A 16,628-nucleotide genomic window follows, 5' to 3' on the forward strand; every position below is an offset into this window, starting at 1 on the left:
AGAGCTGAGGGCTGGTCAGCACCCGTTCCGGGTGACCGGCAGGAGCCCGGGGGCGCATCGTACGATCAACCCATGTCCCAGCATTCAGGCTCGTTTCGCTCACTCTGGTCCAAGGACGCCGTGCTGTCGATCGCCTCGGCGGGCTCCACCCTCTCGATCGGATCGGTCGGGTCCGTGCTCTCCGTGGGGTCGGTCGGCAGCGTCCTGTCGATCGGCTCGGTCGGCTCGGCGCTATCCCTCCTCTCGGCCGGCTCCTTCCTGAGCACCGGCTCGATCCTCTCCGCCCAGTCGCGGTGGTCGATGCTGTCCTGGCGCTCCCGGGGCAGCCTGCTGGCCGCCGGAGCGGTGGCGGCGGTCGCCGGTACCGCGCTGATCGAACGTCAGCGCTCCCGGTAGCCCGCCCCCGACCCGACCGGCGGGCCGGGGGGGGGGGGGCCCGGCGCCCCCCCCCCCCCCCCCCCGCCCCCCGGCGCGGGGGGCGGGGCCGGGCGGGGCGGGGGGGGGGCGGGGGGGGGGGGGCCCGTTCCGGCGGTGAGCTACGGTCTGCGCGCCGGGTTGCCCGCCCCGGCCCCGCCGGGGGGGGGGGGGGGTCGGGGCCCGGGCCCGTACGCCGCCGTCCGCCGTCCCGTTCAGTTCGGCTCCGTTCAGGTCCGTTCCGTTCAGGTCCGTTCCGTTCAGGTCCGTTCCGTTCAGGTCCGTTCCGGGCAGGCAGACAGGCAGGCAGGCAGGCGCCAGGGCTACGGGACGGGGCAGGAGATCGTGGTCTGCAGCGAGGGCAGGCCGTACATCCAGATCTCGTCCTTGACCTGGGTCGCGTTGTCGAACTCGTAGTAGATGTACGGCGCCCAGTTGAGGTTGCGCTGCCCCGAGCAGGACAGGTCCGAGGCGATCTGCACGCCCAGGGTCACCGTCCGGGTGGCGCCCGGGGGGATCGGTGCGGTGAGGTGGAGTGAGGCCTGCTTGTCGGTGTGGGTGCAGTCGACGGTGTCGCCGGTGCACGAGACGATGGCGTAGGTGTTCAGCGCCTCGTTCTCGGGCCAGGTCGGCTGGATGAACTCGTAGGCGAAGTTGATGTCGGTCGACTCGGTATTGGTCAGGGACAGGCTGATGGTCAGCAGCGTGCCCGCAGTCGCCGTGTGCCGGTCCACGGACAGGCTCGCCCCGGAGACCGTGGCGGAGGCCGGCGGGGCCGCCCACAGCATGCCAACTCCGATGAATGCGGCAAGAGTTGTTCCGATTCGTCGCGCTCGCGATAACCTCATGCGGGCGAGAATACGAAGGGCGCCGCGGTTTGTCTCTAGGGCCTCGGCCGGGTGCGGGGCGGCGGGTGCGGCTCCGGCCGGGCGGCTCAGGTCCGGGCGTCCTGCAGGTCCTGGATCCGCCGCCACGGCCGCTCCGCCTCCAGGGCGAAGGCCAGCTCCAGCAGGACCTGCTCCCGCCCGTGCGCCGCCGAGAGGTGGACGCCGATCGGCAGGCCGTTCGCCGCCTCCCCCGCGGGCAGGGCGATCCCCGGGCCGCCCGTCACGTTGTTGACGGGGGTGAAGGCCACATAGCGGTTCAGCCGGTCCAGCAGTTCCTCGAACGCGACGTTCGGGCTCAGGTGCCCGATCGGCGGGGCCACGTGCGCCAGCACCGGCGAGAGGATCGCGTCGTGCTCGCGGAACAGGCCCGCGTAGGTCTGCTCCGCCTGCCGCAGCCGGCGCAGCACGCCCGGTGTCCGGAGGAACTCGCGCTGGTAGCGGCGGCGCAGCCCGAGGGTGAGGCCGTCCAGCTTCCGGGCCTGGAAGCCGCGGTCCAGCACCAGCTTGCCGGTGGCTGCGATCAGGAAGGCGAGGTAGCCCCAGTACAGCGTGAAGTCCCGGGCGAACTCGGCCCCGAACGGCAGCGCCGCGGGGGTGACCCGGTGCCCCATCCCCTCCAGCCGTGCCGCCGTCTCCTCGACGACCCGCCGGGTCTGCTCGTCGGTGGTGGCCATCGGCGAGTCCAGCACCAGCCCGATCCGCAGCGGCCGCTCCCCCGGGCCCTCCACCAGCCCGAGCGGGGGAAGTGCGGGATTGCGGTAGTGCCGCTCGGCCGCCGCGAGGAAGGCGGCGGTGTCGCGGACGGAGCGGGTGACCACGCCGTCCGTGACCAGGTCGATCGGCAGCCGCTTGCCCTGGCCGTTGGCCACCGTCCGCCCGCGGGTCGGCTTCAGGCCGACCAGTCCGCAGCAGGCCGCCGGGATCCGGATCGAGCCGCCGCCGTCGTTGGCGTGGGCGATCGGCACCACGCCGGCCGCGACCAGGGCGGCCGCACCGCCGGAGGAGGCCCCCGGCGAGTGCGAGGGCTTCCACGGGTTGCGCACCGGCGGCGCGTCGGCGAACTCCGTCGAGGCGTTGAGGCCGAACTCCGGCAGCCTGGTCTTGCCCAGCACCACCAGGCCGGTGCTCAGGAGCTGGTCCGCGAACCCGGCGTTGCGCCGCGCCGGGCGGGCCTGGAACGCCGCGCTGCCCTGCCCGGTCGGCAGGCCCGCGAGGTCCACGTTGTCCTTCAGATAGGTGGGCACGCCGAACAGCGCACCGCCCGCGCCGGCCTGGGCGCTGCGCGGCTGCTCGTAGACCGCGTACGCGACCGGCGCCAGCTCCGCCTCGACCTGCCGGGCCCGCTCCACAGCGGCGGCGGCCAGCTCCCCGGGAGCGACCTTGCCCGTGCGCACCAGCTCCGCCAGCGCCACGGCGTCGTGCTCGCCCAACGCGTCGTCGCCGAATGCGTGGATCCGCTTGTCAGCCATGCGAACTCCCTCATCCCTACCGGCTGGTAATACCGTGCGCGTTCAGCAGTGTAGGGGCGCGCGAGGGCGGCCGACACCCCGCACCGCCCGGCGCCGCCCGGTGCGGGGGCGGAGCGCGGCCGGTTTCCCCCAAACAGTTCTGGGAGCGCTCTCACGCCGCGCCCGGTATCCGGATAGGCTCTGGGGGCGAAGCGTTTCCGGGAGAGGAGCCCAGGGTGGCGGAGCACACGGCGCGGCCGACACTGGAGTCGGTGGCCGAACGGGCCGGGGTCTCCCGGGCCACCGCGTCCCGGGTGGTCAACGGCGGGGCCGGGGTCCGGGAGTCGCTGCGGGAGAAGGTCCAGCGGGCGGTGGACGAGCTGGGGTACGCGCCCAACCTGGCCGCCCGCACCCTGGTGACCCGGCGGAACCAGGCGGTCGCGGTGGTGGTCGCGGAGCCGGAGAGCCGGCTCTTCTCCGACCCGTTCTTCGCCCAGCACCTGCGCGGGATCGGCCGCGAACTGTCCGACGCCGACAACCAGATGGTGCTGCTGCTGATCGAGGACCAGCGCGACTACGACCGGGTCGGCCGCTACCTGGCCGGCGGCCACGTGGACGGGGCGCTGCTGTTCTCCCTGCACCGGGCCGACCCGCTGCCCGAGATGGCCCGCCGGGTGGGCCTGCCGTTCGTGGTGGGCGGGCGGCCGGGCTGGCCGGGCGCGGAGTCCGAACGCGAACTGGTCTACGTGGACAGCGACAACCGCGGCGGTGCGCGGCTGGCCGTCGGGCACCTGGCCGCGCTCGGCCGGACGGCGATCGCCACCATCACCGGCCCGCTCGACCAGACCTCCTCCGTGGACCGCCTCGACGGATACCGCGACCTGCTGCCCGACGGGGATCCGGCGCTGATCGCCGAGGGCGACTTCACCCCGGACGGCGGCGGCCGCGCGATGGCCGAGCTGCTCACCCGCAGACCCGATCTGGACGCGGTGTTCGCCGCCTCGGACGCGATGGCCTCGGGTGCGCTGCGGGTACTGCGGGGGGCAGGCCGCCGGGTGCCGCAGGACGTGGCCGTGGTCGGCTTCGACGACGTCGAGTCGATCGCGGCCTGGACCGAGCCCCCGCTCACCACCGTCCGGCAGGACATCGAGGGCATGGGCCGCCTGATGGCCCGGCTGCTGCTGCGCCGGCTGGCGCAGGACCACGGCACCGCGGCGGGCGGCCCCGGCCTGCGGGTGGGCGGGCCCACCTCGGTGATCACCCCGGTGCACCTGGTGCACCGCGGCTCGGCCTGAGTCCGGGACCCTCCTCGGGAGACCGCGGGCCCGGGCCGGGCCCGCGGCGCCCGCCCGAAGGGCCCCGCCCGAAGGGCCCCGGCCGAGGTCATCGGCCGGGGCCCGAACAGGCTTGGGTTACCGGTCAGTTGTAGGGAATGCGCAGGACGGACTGGCTGCCCTGCGCCTGGGTGGCCGCCACCCTCAGCCGGGCCGGCGCGCTGCCGATCGCCGACCAGACCTCCAGCCGCACCGTGCCGTGGACGAGGTTGCCCGCCGTCCCGGTGGCCGAGACCGGCCCGGCGCCCGCCCCGGAGTACCGCTCCCAGCCGTCCACCGGGTCGGTGGCGAAGTAGCGGTAGGTCTCGACCCGGTCGAAGGTGCCGTCGCCGTCGAGGTCGTAGGAGACCCGGGCCTGCTGGCCCAGCCCGACGGCACCGCCGGCGTCGACGAAGAGGTCGAAGTCGGTGCCGGCGCCCGGCCGCAGGGTGCCGGTGACATTGCGGATCTCGTAGCTCCTGGCCTGGTAGGGCGTGCCGTCGTGGTTGGCCCCGCCCGCCGAGGGGAGGGTGTCCACCGCCGCGCCGGAGCCGTACGCCGTGGTGAGCGCGCCGGAGGCCTGCAGGTAGAAGGTGTTCCCGGTGGAGGACGGCACCGTCGGGCTCGCGGTCGGGGAAGGCGAGGCCGTCGACGAGGGTGAGGCGGTCGGCGAGCCCGTCGGCGAGGGCGAGGCCCCGCCCGTCCCGCCGTCCTGGAAGGAGCCCCGCTCACTGGCGGTCGAACGGGCCGGCACCGTCAGGCTGTACCCGTCCGAGAACCGCACGGTGCGGGCGGTGGTGCCGTAGTTGTGCGCCACGTGCGTCCGGACGGCGCCGTTGGCGAACACGGCCGCGGTCGGACTGTCCGCCGTGGTGGCCGGATCCAGGGTGCCGAGCACGGCGAGGTTGCGGATCCAGTGGTCGGTGTGCGCCTTGGACTCGCCCTCCTCGGGGGTGTAACCGTCCTTCCCCGCCTCCCAGTTGGCCTTGGCCGCGGCCGGGTCGGCGAGCGCCTGGAACTCCCAGAGCAGATCCCGCCAGTCGGTGAACGTGCCGCCGTTGTTGGCCCGCAGCTCGTTCAGGTTCGCGGTGACGGCATCCTTGCGCCGCGCCAGGTAGAGCGAACCGCCCGTCACCGGAAGCACGTTGATGCCGTGGATCATGCCGGGGGCGGCGGTCCACCAGGTCGAGTAGGCCGCGCCGCTGCCCCAGACCATGCCCACGGTGTCGTGCCCGAAGGAGGCCGGGAAGACGCTGTGGTCGGCGTCGAACCAGTACTGCTGCACCGCGTTGGCCTCGGTGGTGTAGAGGTAGATGCCGAGGTCGCGCAGGGCCGCGTCGCCGGTGGCGGAGCCGTAGAGGATCAGCCCGGAGCTGAAGTTGAGCGACTCCGAGGAGGACTCCTCGTTGTTGCCCGCCGCGAAGGCGGCGTGGCCGGAGGCCCAGCCCTGGCCGGCGTACGGGTCGAAGTTGCGCAGCAGCGGGAAGCGCGTGTCGCCGCGGTCGGCGTTGGCGGCGTCCTTGGCCAGCAGCTTGACCATCCCGCCCCATGCCGCGTCGGCGGCCCAGGCGGTGTCGTAGCGGGCCACCGTGGCGGCGGCCTGGACGAAGTACCCGTAGTGGAAGTGGTGGTCGTTGAGTTCGGCGTCGGTGCCGTAGGAGGCGGGGTAGCCGATCAGGGTCTTCCAGCCGGCGTCGTAGGCGAAGCCGGTCGCTCCACCGCCCTTGAACCAGGCCTGCAGTCGGCCCTTGATCAGCCCGAGCAGCTTGTCCCTGGTCGCGGAGTCACCCAACTGGTCGGCGATCGGCACGAGTTGGGCGAGCCGCCCGAGCGCCTTGCCGGTCCAGTAGGTGTCGGTGGCGCCCTGGAACGGGTCGGCGGCGTCGGCCGCCTGGCGCACCAGGGCGCCCAGGGCGGTCCGGTCGGTCCCGCCTGCGTCCGGCAGCGAGGGCAGTACGCCGTTGACGCTCTGCACGGTGGTGAAGCCGTCGCCCTGGCGGACCTTCATCAGGCCGCGCGGGGAGGTGTAGGTGAGCGCGGTCAGCTGGTCCGCGGTGGCCGTCCACTGGTGGCGGTAGAGCGCCAGCAGGGTGCCGGTCCGGGTGCCCTCCTGGGGGGTCGTGGTGGCGGTGTACGTGGTGGCGAGGGTGCCCGCGGCGGCCTGGTACTGCCAGCCGACCCTGGTGTCGGTGACGAAGCTGTAGGCGTAGTCGCGGTACAGCGCGAGGTCGCCCGGCGAGGGCAGGACGGCCACCGAGTAGTAGTCCTTGGCCCCCAGGGCGGCGGTCAGCGTCGTGCCGTTGACCGTCCAGTCGGTGCCGGTGGGCGCGAACAGGCCGTAGTGGTGGCCGCCGACGGTGACGCCGAGGACGTTGCCCTGGTCCGCGAAGACGGTGGGGGCGCCGGCCGCGGTGACCTGCGCGGCGCCGCCGGTGGCGTGGGCGTAGACGTAGGGCAGGCCGTGCCCGATGGTCGCGGTGAAGGTGTGCGCGCCGTCCGACCAGGAGGGGGTGACCGTCCAGTCGGACCAGCCGTCCACCCTGGTGTCCGGGGAGTTGAGCCCGGCCACGCCGAGGGTGAGGTCCCGGGTGTGGGTGAAGTCGTACTGGCGGCCGTCCGGGGTGACGGTCGGCGTGGTCGGGTAGCCGACCTCCAGTCCGGCGGCCTGCGCCTTGAAGGTGAACGGGTGGGCGTACATGTTCTCGGAGTACGGGTTGCCCGCGTAGCGCTGGTAGATCAGCGAGGACCACCAGTCGTTGGTCGGCGCGGCGCGGCCGGCCATCCGGGCGGTGACCTTGGGGGTGACGGGGGCGCCGTCGGAGTTGCTCGGGCCGACGGTGCCGGCCGGGCGGCTGTCGCTGTAGCCGCCGAGTCCGACCGGGACGGTCGCCGCGGCGGCGGCGCTTCCGGCCCCGGTCAGGGCGGTCAGGGCGACCGCGGCGGCCAGGGCGAGCGCGGTCACGGCGGCGGCCGGTCTGCGCAGAGGGCGGTGCTTCATGAGTGGTCCACCTCGGGGTGGGGGATGGAGGGGTGGATTGAAAGCGCTCTCAGCGATCGGACGGTAGAGGGGTCGGTGAGGGGGTGTCAACGGGCCCGACCGGATCCGATGCATTCAGGTCTCGAAGGCAAGGTCGCCACAACCCCCTCGGTTACGTTCAGGTTTCAGGGTCTTGACGGCCGGGCTACCCGGCGGGCAGTCTCCCGACATCACTGAGAGCGCTCTCAAGGAGATTCCATGCGCCCCAGCTCTGTCGCCGTCGGCTCCGCCGCCCTCGCGGCCGCCCTGCTCCTCACCTCCTGCGGCAGCTCCGGCGGCTCCGCGGACACCGCGGCCGGCGGCAAGGTGACCCTCACCGTGGACCTCTTCGGGACCTTCGGGTTCAAGGAGAGCGGCCTCTACGAGGAGTACATGAAGCTGCACCCCGGCATCACCGTCAAGCAGACCGACACCCAGGACGAGGCCCAGTACTGGCAGGCCCTGCAGACCAAGCTGGCGGGCGGCGGCGGCCTCGCCGACATCCAGGGCGTCGAGGTCGGCCGGGCCGCCGGCCTGCTGCAGAAGCAGGCCGACAAGTTCACCGACCTCAGGACCCTCGGCCTCGGCGCGGTCAACGACGACCTGGTCCCCTGGAAGGGCGCCGCCGTGAAGGCCGCCGACGGCCGCGTGCTGGGCGCCGGCACCGACATCGGCCCCGAGGCGATCTGCTTCCGCACGGACCTCCTCAAGGCCGCCGGCCTGCCCACCGACCGCACCGAGCTGGCCGCCAAGTGGTCGACCTGGCAGGGCTATCTGGACCTCGGCCGGCAGTACGCCGCCAAGGCCGCCGCCGGCAACACCTGGACGGACAGCGCGGCGGGCGTGTTCACCGCCGAGGTCGGCCAGCAGAAGGTCCGCTACGCCGACGAGGCCGGCAAGCCCGTCCACGACAGCAACCCGGCCGTGCAGAGCGCCTGGGCGGACGCCACCCGGCTGGTCGCCGACGGCCTCTCCGCGAAGCTGCCGCAGTGGACTCCGGAGTGGAACAAGGCCTTCACCACGGGCAAGTTCGCCACCCTCAGCTGCCCCGCCTGGATGATCGGCTACATCAAGGGCCAGGCCGGCACGGCCGGTTCGGGCACCTGGGACATCGCCCCTGGCCCCGGCCGGACGGGCAACTGGGGCGGCTCGTACCTGACCGTCCCGAAGAGCGCCAAGCACCCCAAGGAGGCGGCCGAGCTGATCCGGTGGCTCACCGCCAAGGAGCAGCAGACCACGCTCTTCACCAAGCAGGGCTCCTTCCCGTCCTCCACCGGTGCGCAGACGGCCATCAAGGGCGTCCAGGACCCGTACTTCAACAACGCCCCGATCGGCGAGATCTTCAGCGAGTCCGCCGCCAACATGCCGGTCCAGGTGCTCGGCGTGGACGACGGCGTGATCGGCAAGGCCTTCACCGACGCCCTCGGCGAGGTCGAGCGGACGGGCACCGCGCCCGACACCGCCTGGAAGCACGCGCTGGACACCGTCCGCAAGGCCGTGGGCAACTGACGGTACGCCGGATACCCCAAGGGACCTCCATGGCCACCACCACCTCGGCCCGGCTGCCCGCGGCCCGCCCGGCCGGGGCCCGCCCGCGCCGGTCCGGGCGGCTCGCCCCGTACGGCTTCGTCGCGCCGTTCTTCGTCCTGTTCGCCGCCTTCGGCCTCTTCCCTCTGCTCTACACCGCCTATGTCTCCCTGCACCGCGTCGAGTTGCAGACCTCCGACCGGATGGACTGGCTGGGGCTGCAGAACTACACCCGGCTGCTGGACGACCCGTTCTTCTGGAACGCGCTGCGCAACACCTTCACCATCGGCGTGCTCTCCACCGTCCCGCAGCTGCTGATCGCCCTCGGTCTGGCCCATCTGCTCAACTACCGGCTGCGCGGCCGCACCTTCTTCCGGGTGGCGATGCTGATGCCGTACGCGACCTCGGTCGCCGCCGCCACCCTGGTCTTCGCCCAGCTCTTCGGGCGCGACTACGGGCTGATCAACTGGCTGCTGGGCAGCGTCGGGCTGAGCCCGGTGGACTGGCAGGCCGACACCTGGGCCTCGCAGTTCGGCGTCTCCGCGATCGTGACCTGGCGCTGGACCGGCTACAACGCGCTGATCTACCTGGCCGGCATGCAGTCCATCCCCGGCGAGCTGTACGAGCAGGCGGCGGTGGACGGCGCCTCGCGCCTGCAGCAGTTCCGCCACGTCACCGTGCCGGGCCTGCGCCCGACCATCGTGTTCACCGTGGTGGTCTCCACCATCGGGGCCACCCAGCTGTTCGGTGAACCGCTGCTGTACGAGGGCAACGCCTCCGGCGGCATCTCCCACCAGTACCAGACCCTCGGCCTCTACCTGTACGAGCAGGGCTGGAGCTTCTTCCACCTGGGCCGCGCCGCGGCGGTGGCCTGGGTGATGTTCCTGCTGATCGTCGTACTCGCCCTGGCCAACGCGGCGATCGCCGCCCGGGCCGGCCGAAGGGACCGGTGACCGCCATGCGCTCCACCCGACGCTCCCCGCTGCACGGCGGCCCGCTCGCCTACACCGTGCTGGCCGTCGCCACGCTGGTGTCCGTCTTCCCGTTCTACTGGACGGTGGTGGCCGCGAGCCGGTCCAACTCCGAGCTCAGCGCGGCCACTCCGGCCCTCACACCCGGTCCGAGCCTGTTCCACAACCTCGGCGAGGCCCTCCAACAGGCCTCGATCGGCACCGCGTTGCTCAACTCCCTGCTCGTCTCCGGCACCGTCACCGCGGGGGTGGTGCTCTCCTCCACCCTCGCCGGGTTCGCCTTCGCCAAGCTGCGGTTCCGCGGCCGCGGCCTGCTGCTGGCGGTCACCGTGGGCACCATGATGATCCCGCCGCAGCTCGGGGTGATCCCGCTGTTCATGCTGATCGTCCGGCTCGACCTGCAGAACAGGCTGCCCTCGGTGATCCTGCCCTCGCTGGTCTCGGCGTTCGGGGTGTTCTTCATGCGGCAGTTCCTCGTCCAGGCGCTGCCCGACGAGCTGATCGAGGCCGGCCGGGTCGACGGCGCCTCGCTGTTCCGGATCTTCCGCTCGATCGTGCTGCCGGCGGCCCGGCCGGGAATGGCCGTGCTCGGCATGCTGACCTTCATGGCCACCTGGAACGACTTCTTCTGGCCGATCGTGGCCCTCAGCTCGCAGAACCCCACCGTGCAGGTCGCGTTGAAGTCCCTCGGCCAGGGGTACGTCCCCGACCAGTCCGTCATCATGGCCGGCACCCTCCTCGGCACCCTGCCCGTCCTGCTGGTCTTCGGCCTGCTGGGCCGCCAGATCGTCGGCGGGATCATGCAGGGCGCCGTCAAGGGCTGACGCCCGACTCACCGCCAAGGAAGGCGACATGACCCTCGAAGCCCCCACCTCCCCGACCGACCCCGACACCTCCACCGCCCTCACCGCTCCGACCCGCTCCGGGTTCCCCGCCGGATTCGTCTGGGGTGCGGCCACCGCCGCCTACCAGATCGAGGGCGCCGCCGCCAAGGACGGCCGCACTCCCTCGATCTGGGACACCTTCAGCCGGCGCCCCGGCGCCGTCCGCAACGGCGACACCGGCGACATCGCCGCCGACCACTACCACCGCTACCGCGAGGACGTCGCGCTGATGGCCGAACTCGGCCTGGGCGCCTACCGCTTCTCACTCGCCTGGCCGCGCGTCCAACCCGGCGGCCGCGGCCCGGCCAACCCGGCCGGCCTGGATTTCTACGACCGGCTGGTGGACGAGCTGCTGGCCCGCGGCATCGGCCCGGTCGCCACCCTCTACCACTGGGACCTGCCCCAGGAGTTGGAGGACGAGGGCGGCTGGACGGCCCGGGACACCGCGTACCGCTTCGCCGAGTACGCGGCGCTGGCCGCCGACCGGCTCGGCGACCGCGTCCCGACCTGGACCACCCTCAACGAGCCCTGGTGCAGCGCCTTCCTCGGCTACGGCAACGGTGTGCACGCACCCGGCCGCACCGATCCGGCCGCCGCACTCACCGCCCACCACCACCTGCTGCTCGCCCACGGCCTCGCCACCGGCGTGCTGCGCGAGCGGCTCCCGGCCGCCGCCCAGGTGTCGCTCACCCTCAACCTGGCCGCCGTCCGCCCGCTGACCGCCGACCCCGGGGACGCCCGGGCCGCCCGCCGGATCGACGGCCTGGCCAACCGGATCTTCCTGGACCCGGTGTTCCACGGCCGCTACCCCGCCGACGTCCTGGCCGACACCGCGCACGTCACCGACTGGGCCTTCGTCCAAGACGGCGACCTCGCCGAGATCTCCCGGCCGATCGACTCGCTCGGCCTCAACTACTACACCCCCACCGTGGTCGCCGCCGACGACCCGGCCGCCCCGGCGCCGCGCCAGGACGGCCACCAGGGCGAGCGCTCGCCGTGGCCCGCCGACGAGGGCGTCCGCTTCCTCCCCGCCGAGGGCAGCCGCACCGCGATGGGCTGGCCGGTCGACGCCGACGGGCTGTACGAGCTGCTGACCCGGCTGCGCGACGACCTGCCCGGCCTGCCGCTGCTGGTGACGGAGAACGGCGCGGCCTACGAGGACTACGCCGACCCGTCCGGGGCGGTGCACGATCCCGAGCGGGTGGCCTACCTGCACGGCCACCTCGACGCCGTCCGCCGCGCGATCGCCGACGGCGCCCCGGTGCGCGGGTACTTCCTCTGGTCGCTGCTGGACAACTTCGAGTGGGCGTACGGCTACGGCAAGCGGTTCGGCATCGTCCACGTGGACTTCGCCAGCCAGCGCCGCACCCCCAAGGACAGCGCGCACTGGTACGCCGAGGTCGTCCGCACCGGGCGGCTGCCCGGCTGAGCGGCGCACCGGGGTCGGCCGGCCCGGGGCCCGCGGCGGTGGAACGGGCCCCGCCTTGGTGGAACACGGCCCGCAGCGGTGGGACGGGGGAATACTCCTGGGGCAGGTGGGGTTGACGCACCGGCAGGTCGGCGACCGGGGGGTGGCATCCCCTCCGTGGTCGCCGCACCGGCGCCACCGAGCCCGGCCCACCGCGCCGGGTCCGTCATCGAGGGGGAGCAGATGTCGAGCAGTGCCGTCGTCCACGGGAGCGTCGCACCGGGTTACGAGCAGGTGCGGGAGGAGTTCGCCGCCGTGGCCGCCGCCGGCTCCGACCTCGGCGCCCAACTGGCCGCCTACGCCGACGGCCGCCGGGTGGTGGACCTCTGGACGGGCGAGGGCGTGACGGCCGACTCGCTGTTCGCGCTGTTCTCCTCGGCCAAGGGCGCCGCCCACCTGGTGGTCGCCCTGCTGGTCCAGGAGGGCGTGCTCGACCTCGACGAGCGGGTGGCCCGGCACTGGCCGGAGTTCGCCGCCGAGGGCAAGGGCGGCCTCACCCTGCGGCAGCTGCTGGAGCACCGGGCCGGACTGATCGGCGTCGACGGCGGCTTCACCTTCCGGGAGCTGGCGGACGACCGGCTGCTCGCCGCCCGGCTGGCCGGGCAGAAGCCGTACTGGGAGCCCGGGACGGGCTACGGCTACCACGCCTTCGTGATCGGCGCGCTCACCGGCGAGGTGGTGCGCCGCCGCACCGGGCGCTCCGTCCAGGAGCTGTTCGAGGAGCGGATCCGGGCCCCGTACGGCCTCGACTTCCACCTCGGCCTGCCGGTGGAGCTGGAGCCGCGCTACCTCCCGGTCCAGGCCGCCCGGCTCACCCCGGAGCAGGAGGCGCTGGCCGCGGCCGGTGCGCCCGCCCCCGACAGCCTCACCGGGATCGCCTTCAACCTCAACGCCACCCCGCCCACCGACCTGGTGGAGTTCGCCAACACCCGTGCGGTGCGCGCCCTCGGCCCGGCCTCCGCCGGCAGCGTCGGCACCGCCCGCGGGCTGGCCGCGATGTACGCGGCGGCCATCGGCGAGGTCGACGGCCGGGCGCCGCTGCTGACCCCGGAGACGGTCGCCGAGTTCGGCCCGGCCCGGACGTTCGGCACCGACCTGGTCACCGGCGAGCAGGACCACTTCGGCCTCGGCTTCGAGGCGCAGCACTCCCGCTACCCGTTCCTGGGCCGCGACGCGTTCGGGCACAGCGGCGCGGTGGGCGCGCAGTCCTTCGCCGATCCGCGCAGCGGCGTCGGCTACAGCTACACCCGGCGCCGCTTCGGCTTCGGCGACGGTGGCGGCGCCGTGGAGAACCACCGGCTGGCGGCGGCCGTGGTCCGGGCCGCCGAGGCCGCCCGCGCCACCACGGCCTGAGGTACCGGACGGGGGCGAGGCGGCGGCCCGCCCCGGACCGGCGGTTGCGACACGTCGGACCGCCGAGCGGCGGTGCGGCCCGTCTGCGCCCCGGTCCGCCGGTAGCGTGCGGGGGGAGGCCGCCGTCGATCACCGCTGATCGGCTCCCGGCCGCCGATCGCCGAGCGGCCGGGGCGCTGCGCGTGCCGCCGCGACTGCACCGCCGAAGGGGACGAGACGGGTGGCCGAGCCTCAGCTGACACCGGAGGTCTTCGACCGGGCCATCGTGGCGATCGCCCTGACCGCGGGGCCGGAGCACATCCTGGTGTACCGCAACGACGCCTTCCTCGCCCTGTTCGGTCCGCGGCCGACCGGCCGACCGATGCGGGAGCTGTTCACCGAGCCGGGGGTGAACCGGTTCCTGGAATCCCTCGACCTGGTCCTCACCGACGGGACGGCCCGCCAGGTCACCACGCCCCGCACCGTGGAGACCTCGCACGAGGACCCGGAAGGCCACCGGCACTTCGTCTACAGCTGCTCGCCGGTCTCCTCCCGGTTCGGCCCCGGCGTGCTGGTCTCCGCGATCGACACCACCGCCGAGGTGCACTCCGCGCACCAGGCCGAGCAGCTGTCGACCGAGCGCCTGCACGCGCTGCAGCGCTACGAGGCGCTGATGTCGGCGGTCTCCCAGCTGGTCTGGCTCACCCGCGCGGACGGCTCGATGGTGGAGCTGGTCCCGGGCTGGGAGGAGCTGACCGGGCACCCCTGGCGGGACACCATGGACGAGGAGTGGTTCGAGCTCATCCACCCGCAGGACCGGGACGCCCTGGCCCGGCGCTGGCTGGAGGCGGCGGAGGGCGAGCCGTCGATGTTCGAGCACTCCTTCCGGGTGCGGACCGCCGGCGGGGAGTACCGCCACATCGCCGCCCGGGCGGTGCCGATCGTGCGCGACGGCCGGCTGGTGGAGTGGATCGGCGCCACCTCCGACATCGAGGACCGGTGGCGCAACCGGCTGCGCGAGCGGCTGCTCGCCCGCGCGGTCGCGGTCACCGAGGCCACCCGCGCCGAGGACGCCTTCGCGGCCGTCGCCGAGCTGGTGGTCCCCGACCTCACCGACGCCTGCACCGTGTTCCTGCTCTCCGGGCGGGAACACTCCTCGCAGCCCGACGAGATCCGCGGCATCCGGATCGCCTCGCTCGCCCGGCCCGGTCTGCCGCCGCTGCCGGCCCTGCGCCAGCAGACCTTCGTGCTCGGCCCCGCCGCCCGCCGGGTGGTGGCCGACCGAAACCCCGTGGTTCTCACCTTCACGCCCGACCGGGTGCCGCCCGGCCTGGTCCCCGCGGAGTCATCCCGGTGGCTCGCCCGGGCCGGCGCGACCAGCCTCACCCTGCTGCCGATCGTCATCGACGGCGCCACCGTCGCGCTGGCCGCGGCCGCCGGGTGCGACGGCACCCCGCCGCCGGGCCGCGCCACGATCGAGCTGCTCCAGGAGGTGCTGCAGCGCGCCCAGGCGCCGCTGCGCCAGACCCTGGAGCTGCAGCGCACCCGGCATGCGGCGCTCGTCCTCCAGCGGGCCCTGCTCACCGCCCCGCCTGCCGTGCCCGGGGCCGAGCTCGCCGCCCGCTACCAGCCGGGCAACCGCGCCGCCGAGGTCGGCGGCGACTGGTACGACGCCTTCGTGCTGCCCGACGGCTCCCTCGCGCTGACCATCGGCGACGTGGCCGGCCACGACCTGACCGCCGCCACCACGATGGGCCAGCTGCGCAGCATGCTGCGGTCCATCGCCTACAACCGCACCCATCTGCACACCCCCGCCTACGCCCTCGCCGAGCTGGACGCCGCCGCCGACGGGCTCGGTGTCGCCGCCTTCGCCACCGCGATCCACCTGCACCTGGCCCGCACCGGGGGCGGCGGCTGGCAGGCGGCCTGGTCCAACGCCGGGCACCCGCCGCCACTGCTGGTCCCCGCCGACGGGCCCGCCCGGTTCCTCACCACGGACGAGGCCGATCTGCCGCTCTGTGTGGCCCCCGCCGAGGCGCGCCACACCCACGAGTCCGTGATCGGGGCCGGCGACACCCTGCTGCTGTACACCGACGGGCTGGTCGAGGTGCCCGGCGAGAACCTGGCCGCCGGTCTGGCGCGGCTGGCCGACGCCGCCGACGAGGGGCACGGCCTGCCGCTCGGGGAGCTCTGCGACCAGCTGCTCGCGGAGGTCCCGGACGCCCGCGACGACATCGCCCTGATCGCCTTCCGGGCCGGCCCCCCGCCGTCGCCGGCCGTACCCGGTCCGCCGCACCCGGGCTGACCGGCGGCGGTCGACCGGGTGCGGGTAGATTGCCTGGATCCTTCGCCCCGCCCCCCAGGAGCTCCCCGTGCTCGACACCACCGATGCCGCCCTGGTGCGCGAACTGCAGCGGGACGGCCGGGTCAGCTACCAGCGGCTGTCCGAGCTCCTCGGCATCTCGCGGGAGGCGGCGCGGGCCCGGGTACAGCGGCTGCTCCAGCACGGCGAGGTGCGGATCGTCGGCATCGTGCCGCCCGCCGTCGCGGGGATCGAGGCGGTCGCCCATGTGTCCCTGGACGTGTCCGGTCCGAGCGGGCCGGTCGCGGCGGTGGCGGCCGGGCGCCGGGCGACCAGCTTCGTCTCCTGCACGGCCGGGCCGCACGGGGTGATCGCGGAGGTCCGGGTGGCCGACGCGGCCGCGCTGGAGCGCGAGTTCGCGGCGCTGCGGGCGGCGCCCGGGGTGCGCGGGCTGGAGGTGTTCCGCTGCGCCGAGCTGGTCCGGGACGCCTACTCCCCCGAGGTCGCGGGGGTGCGGCCCGGTCCGCCGCCCGTACTGGACGAGGCGGACCGCCGGCTGCTCGGGCTGCTGCAGCTCGACGGACGGGCCAGCTTCGCCGCGCTGGCCGAGCGGATCGGGCTGTCCCAGCCGGCCACCCGGGCGCGGGTGCTGCGGCTGCTGGAGGTGGGCGCAGTGCACGTGACCGGGCTGGTGGAGTCGCGCGCGCTGGGCGTGCGCGAGGCCGCCGGGGTGGGCCTGGGGGTGCTGGGACCGGTCCGGGCGGTCGCGGAGGCGGCCGCCGCGCTGCCGGGGGTGAACTACGTGGCGACCGGCTACGGGCGCTTCGACGTGGTCTGCGGGCTGGACGCCCCGGACCGGTCGGCGCTGCTCACCGGGCTGGAGGCGGTGCGCGGTCTGCCGGGGGTCGGCCGCTCGGAGTCCTGGTTCCACCTGGGGATCGTCAAGGAGTCCTACACCTACGATCTGCCCATCCGGTAGGCGCTTCACTCGCCTGGATTCCATCGCACAAATGATTCGCCGAGTCGGAAACATTTGACAGGCGGAACGATACCAAGACGCCCTTGA

Annotated in this window: 12 protein-coding genes and 1 pseudogene; 9 read left to right on the top strand and 4 right to left on the bottom strand. The window is 74.0% G+C overall.

What is annotated here, in order from left to right:
• Window positions 1-72 precede the first annotated feature (72 nt).
• On the top strand, window positions 73-396 hold the full coding sequence (locus tag ACGFZP_RS27215) for a hypothetical protein (RefSeq protein WP_392937967.1): 324 nt from the start codon (window positions 73-75) through the stop codon (window positions 394-396).
• A 240-nt stretch (window positions 397-636) separates the two neighbouring features.
• Here the strand turns inward: ACGFZP_RS27215 and ACGFZP_RS27220 are convergent.
• The 3 genes and pseudogenes from ACGFZP_RS27220 to ACGFZP_RS27230 form a co-directional block, all read right to left on the bottom strand.
• Window positions 637-792: pseudogene (locus tag ACGFZP_RS27220) on the bottom strand (pentapeptide repeat-containing protein); the annotation flags it as partial.
• Window positions 738-1,202, bottom strand: coding sequence for a hypothetical protein (locus ACGFZP_RS27225; RefSeq protein WP_392937970.1), 465 nt, complete (start codon window positions 1,200-1,202; stop codon window positions 738-740). The gene ACGFZP_RS27225 and the pseudogene ACGFZP_RS27220, both read right to left, overlap by 55 nt.
• 146 nt (window positions 1,203-1,348) lie before the next feature.
• Window positions 1,349-2,770, bottom strand: a complete 1,422-nt coding sequence (locus ACGFZP_RS27230) for an amidase (RefSeq protein WP_392937973.1) — start codon at window positions 2,768-2,770, stop codon at window positions 1,349-1,351.
• Between the two features lie 215 nt (window positions 2,771-2,985).
• Between ACGFZP_RS27230 and ACGFZP_RS27235 the strand changes: the two genes are divergently transcribed.
• Window positions 2,986-4,044 (top strand): LacI family DNA-binding transcriptional regulator, encoded by a 1,059-nt coding sequence (locus tag ACGFZP_RS27235; RefSeq protein WP_392937975.1) that lies wholly within the window; start codon window positions 2,986-2,988, stop codon window positions 4,042-4,044.
• Between the two features lie 124 nt (window positions 4,045-4,168).
• Here the strand turns inward: ACGFZP_RS27235 and ACGFZP_RS27240 are convergent, their stop codons facing one another.
• Window positions 4,169-7,060 carry a glycosyl hydrolase gene (locus ACGFZP_RS27240; RefSeq protein ID WP_392937978.1) on the bottom strand — a complete coding sequence of 964 codons (2,892 nt, stop codon included), beginning with the start codon at window positions 7,058-7,060 and terminating at the stop codon, window positions 4,169-4,171.
• A gap of 237 nt (window positions 7,061-7,297) precedes the next feature.
• Between ACGFZP_RS27240 and ACGFZP_RS27245 the strand changes: the two genes are divergently transcribed.
• From ACGFZP_RS27245 to ACGFZP_RS27275, 7 genes are all read left to right on the top strand, one after another.
• On the top strand, window positions 7,298-8,587 hold the full coding sequence (locus ACGFZP_RS27245) for an extracellular solute-binding protein (RefSeq protein ID WP_392937981.1): 1,290 nt from the start codon (window positions 7,298-7,300) through the stop codon (window positions 8,585-8,587).
• A 29-nt stretch (window positions 8,588-8,616) separates the two neighbouring features.
• Window positions 8,617-9,558, top strand: coding sequence for a carbohydrate ABC transporter permease (locus ACGFZP_RS27250; protein WP_392937984.1), 942 nt, complete (start codon window positions 8,617-8,619; stop codon window positions 9,556-9,558).
• A gap of 5 nt (window positions 9,559-9,563) precedes the next feature.
• Window positions 9,564-10,400 carry a carbohydrate ABC transporter permease gene (locus ACGFZP_RS27255; RefSeq protein WP_392937987.1) on the top strand — a complete coding sequence of 279 codons (837 nt, stop codon included), beginning with the start codon at window positions 9,564-9,566 and terminating at the stop codon, window positions 10,398-10,400.
• A 28-nt stretch (window positions 10,401-10,428) separates the two neighbouring features.
• Window positions 10,429-11,889, top strand: coding sequence for a GH1 family beta-glucosidase (locus ACGFZP_RS27260; RefSeq protein WP_392937989.1), 1,461 nt, complete (start codon window positions 10,429-10,431; stop codon window positions 11,887-11,889).
• Window positions 11,890-12,111: 222 nt separating this feature from the next.
• Complete coding sequence (locus ACGFZP_RS27265) at window positions 12,112-13,281, top strand: serine hydrolase domain-containing protein (RefSeq protein ID WP_392937992.1); 1,170 nt, start codon at window positions 12,112-12,114, stop codon at window positions 13,279-13,281.
• Window positions 13,282-13,501: 220 nt separating this feature from the next.
• Window positions 13,502-15,565, top strand: coding sequence for a SpoIIE family protein phosphatase (locus tag ACGFZP_RS27270; protein WP_392937995.1), 2,064 nt, complete (start codon window positions 13,502-13,504; stop codon window positions 15,563-15,565).
• Window positions 15,566-15,632: 67 nt separating this feature from the next.
• Window positions 15,633-16,541 carry an Lrp/AsnC family transcriptional regulator gene (locus tag ACGFZP_RS27275; RefSeq protein WP_392937998.1) on the top strand — a complete coding sequence of 303 codons (909 nt, stop codon included), beginning with the start codon at window positions 15,633-15,635 and terminating at the stop codon, window positions 16,539-16,541.
• The last annotated feature ends 87 nt before the right edge of the window (window positions 16,542-16,628 follow it).

This window comes from Kitasatospora sp. NPDC048239 (genome assembly GCF_043202015.1).
Lineage (GTDB): Bacteria > Actinomycetota > Actinomycetes > Streptomycetales > Streptomycetaceae > Kitasatospora.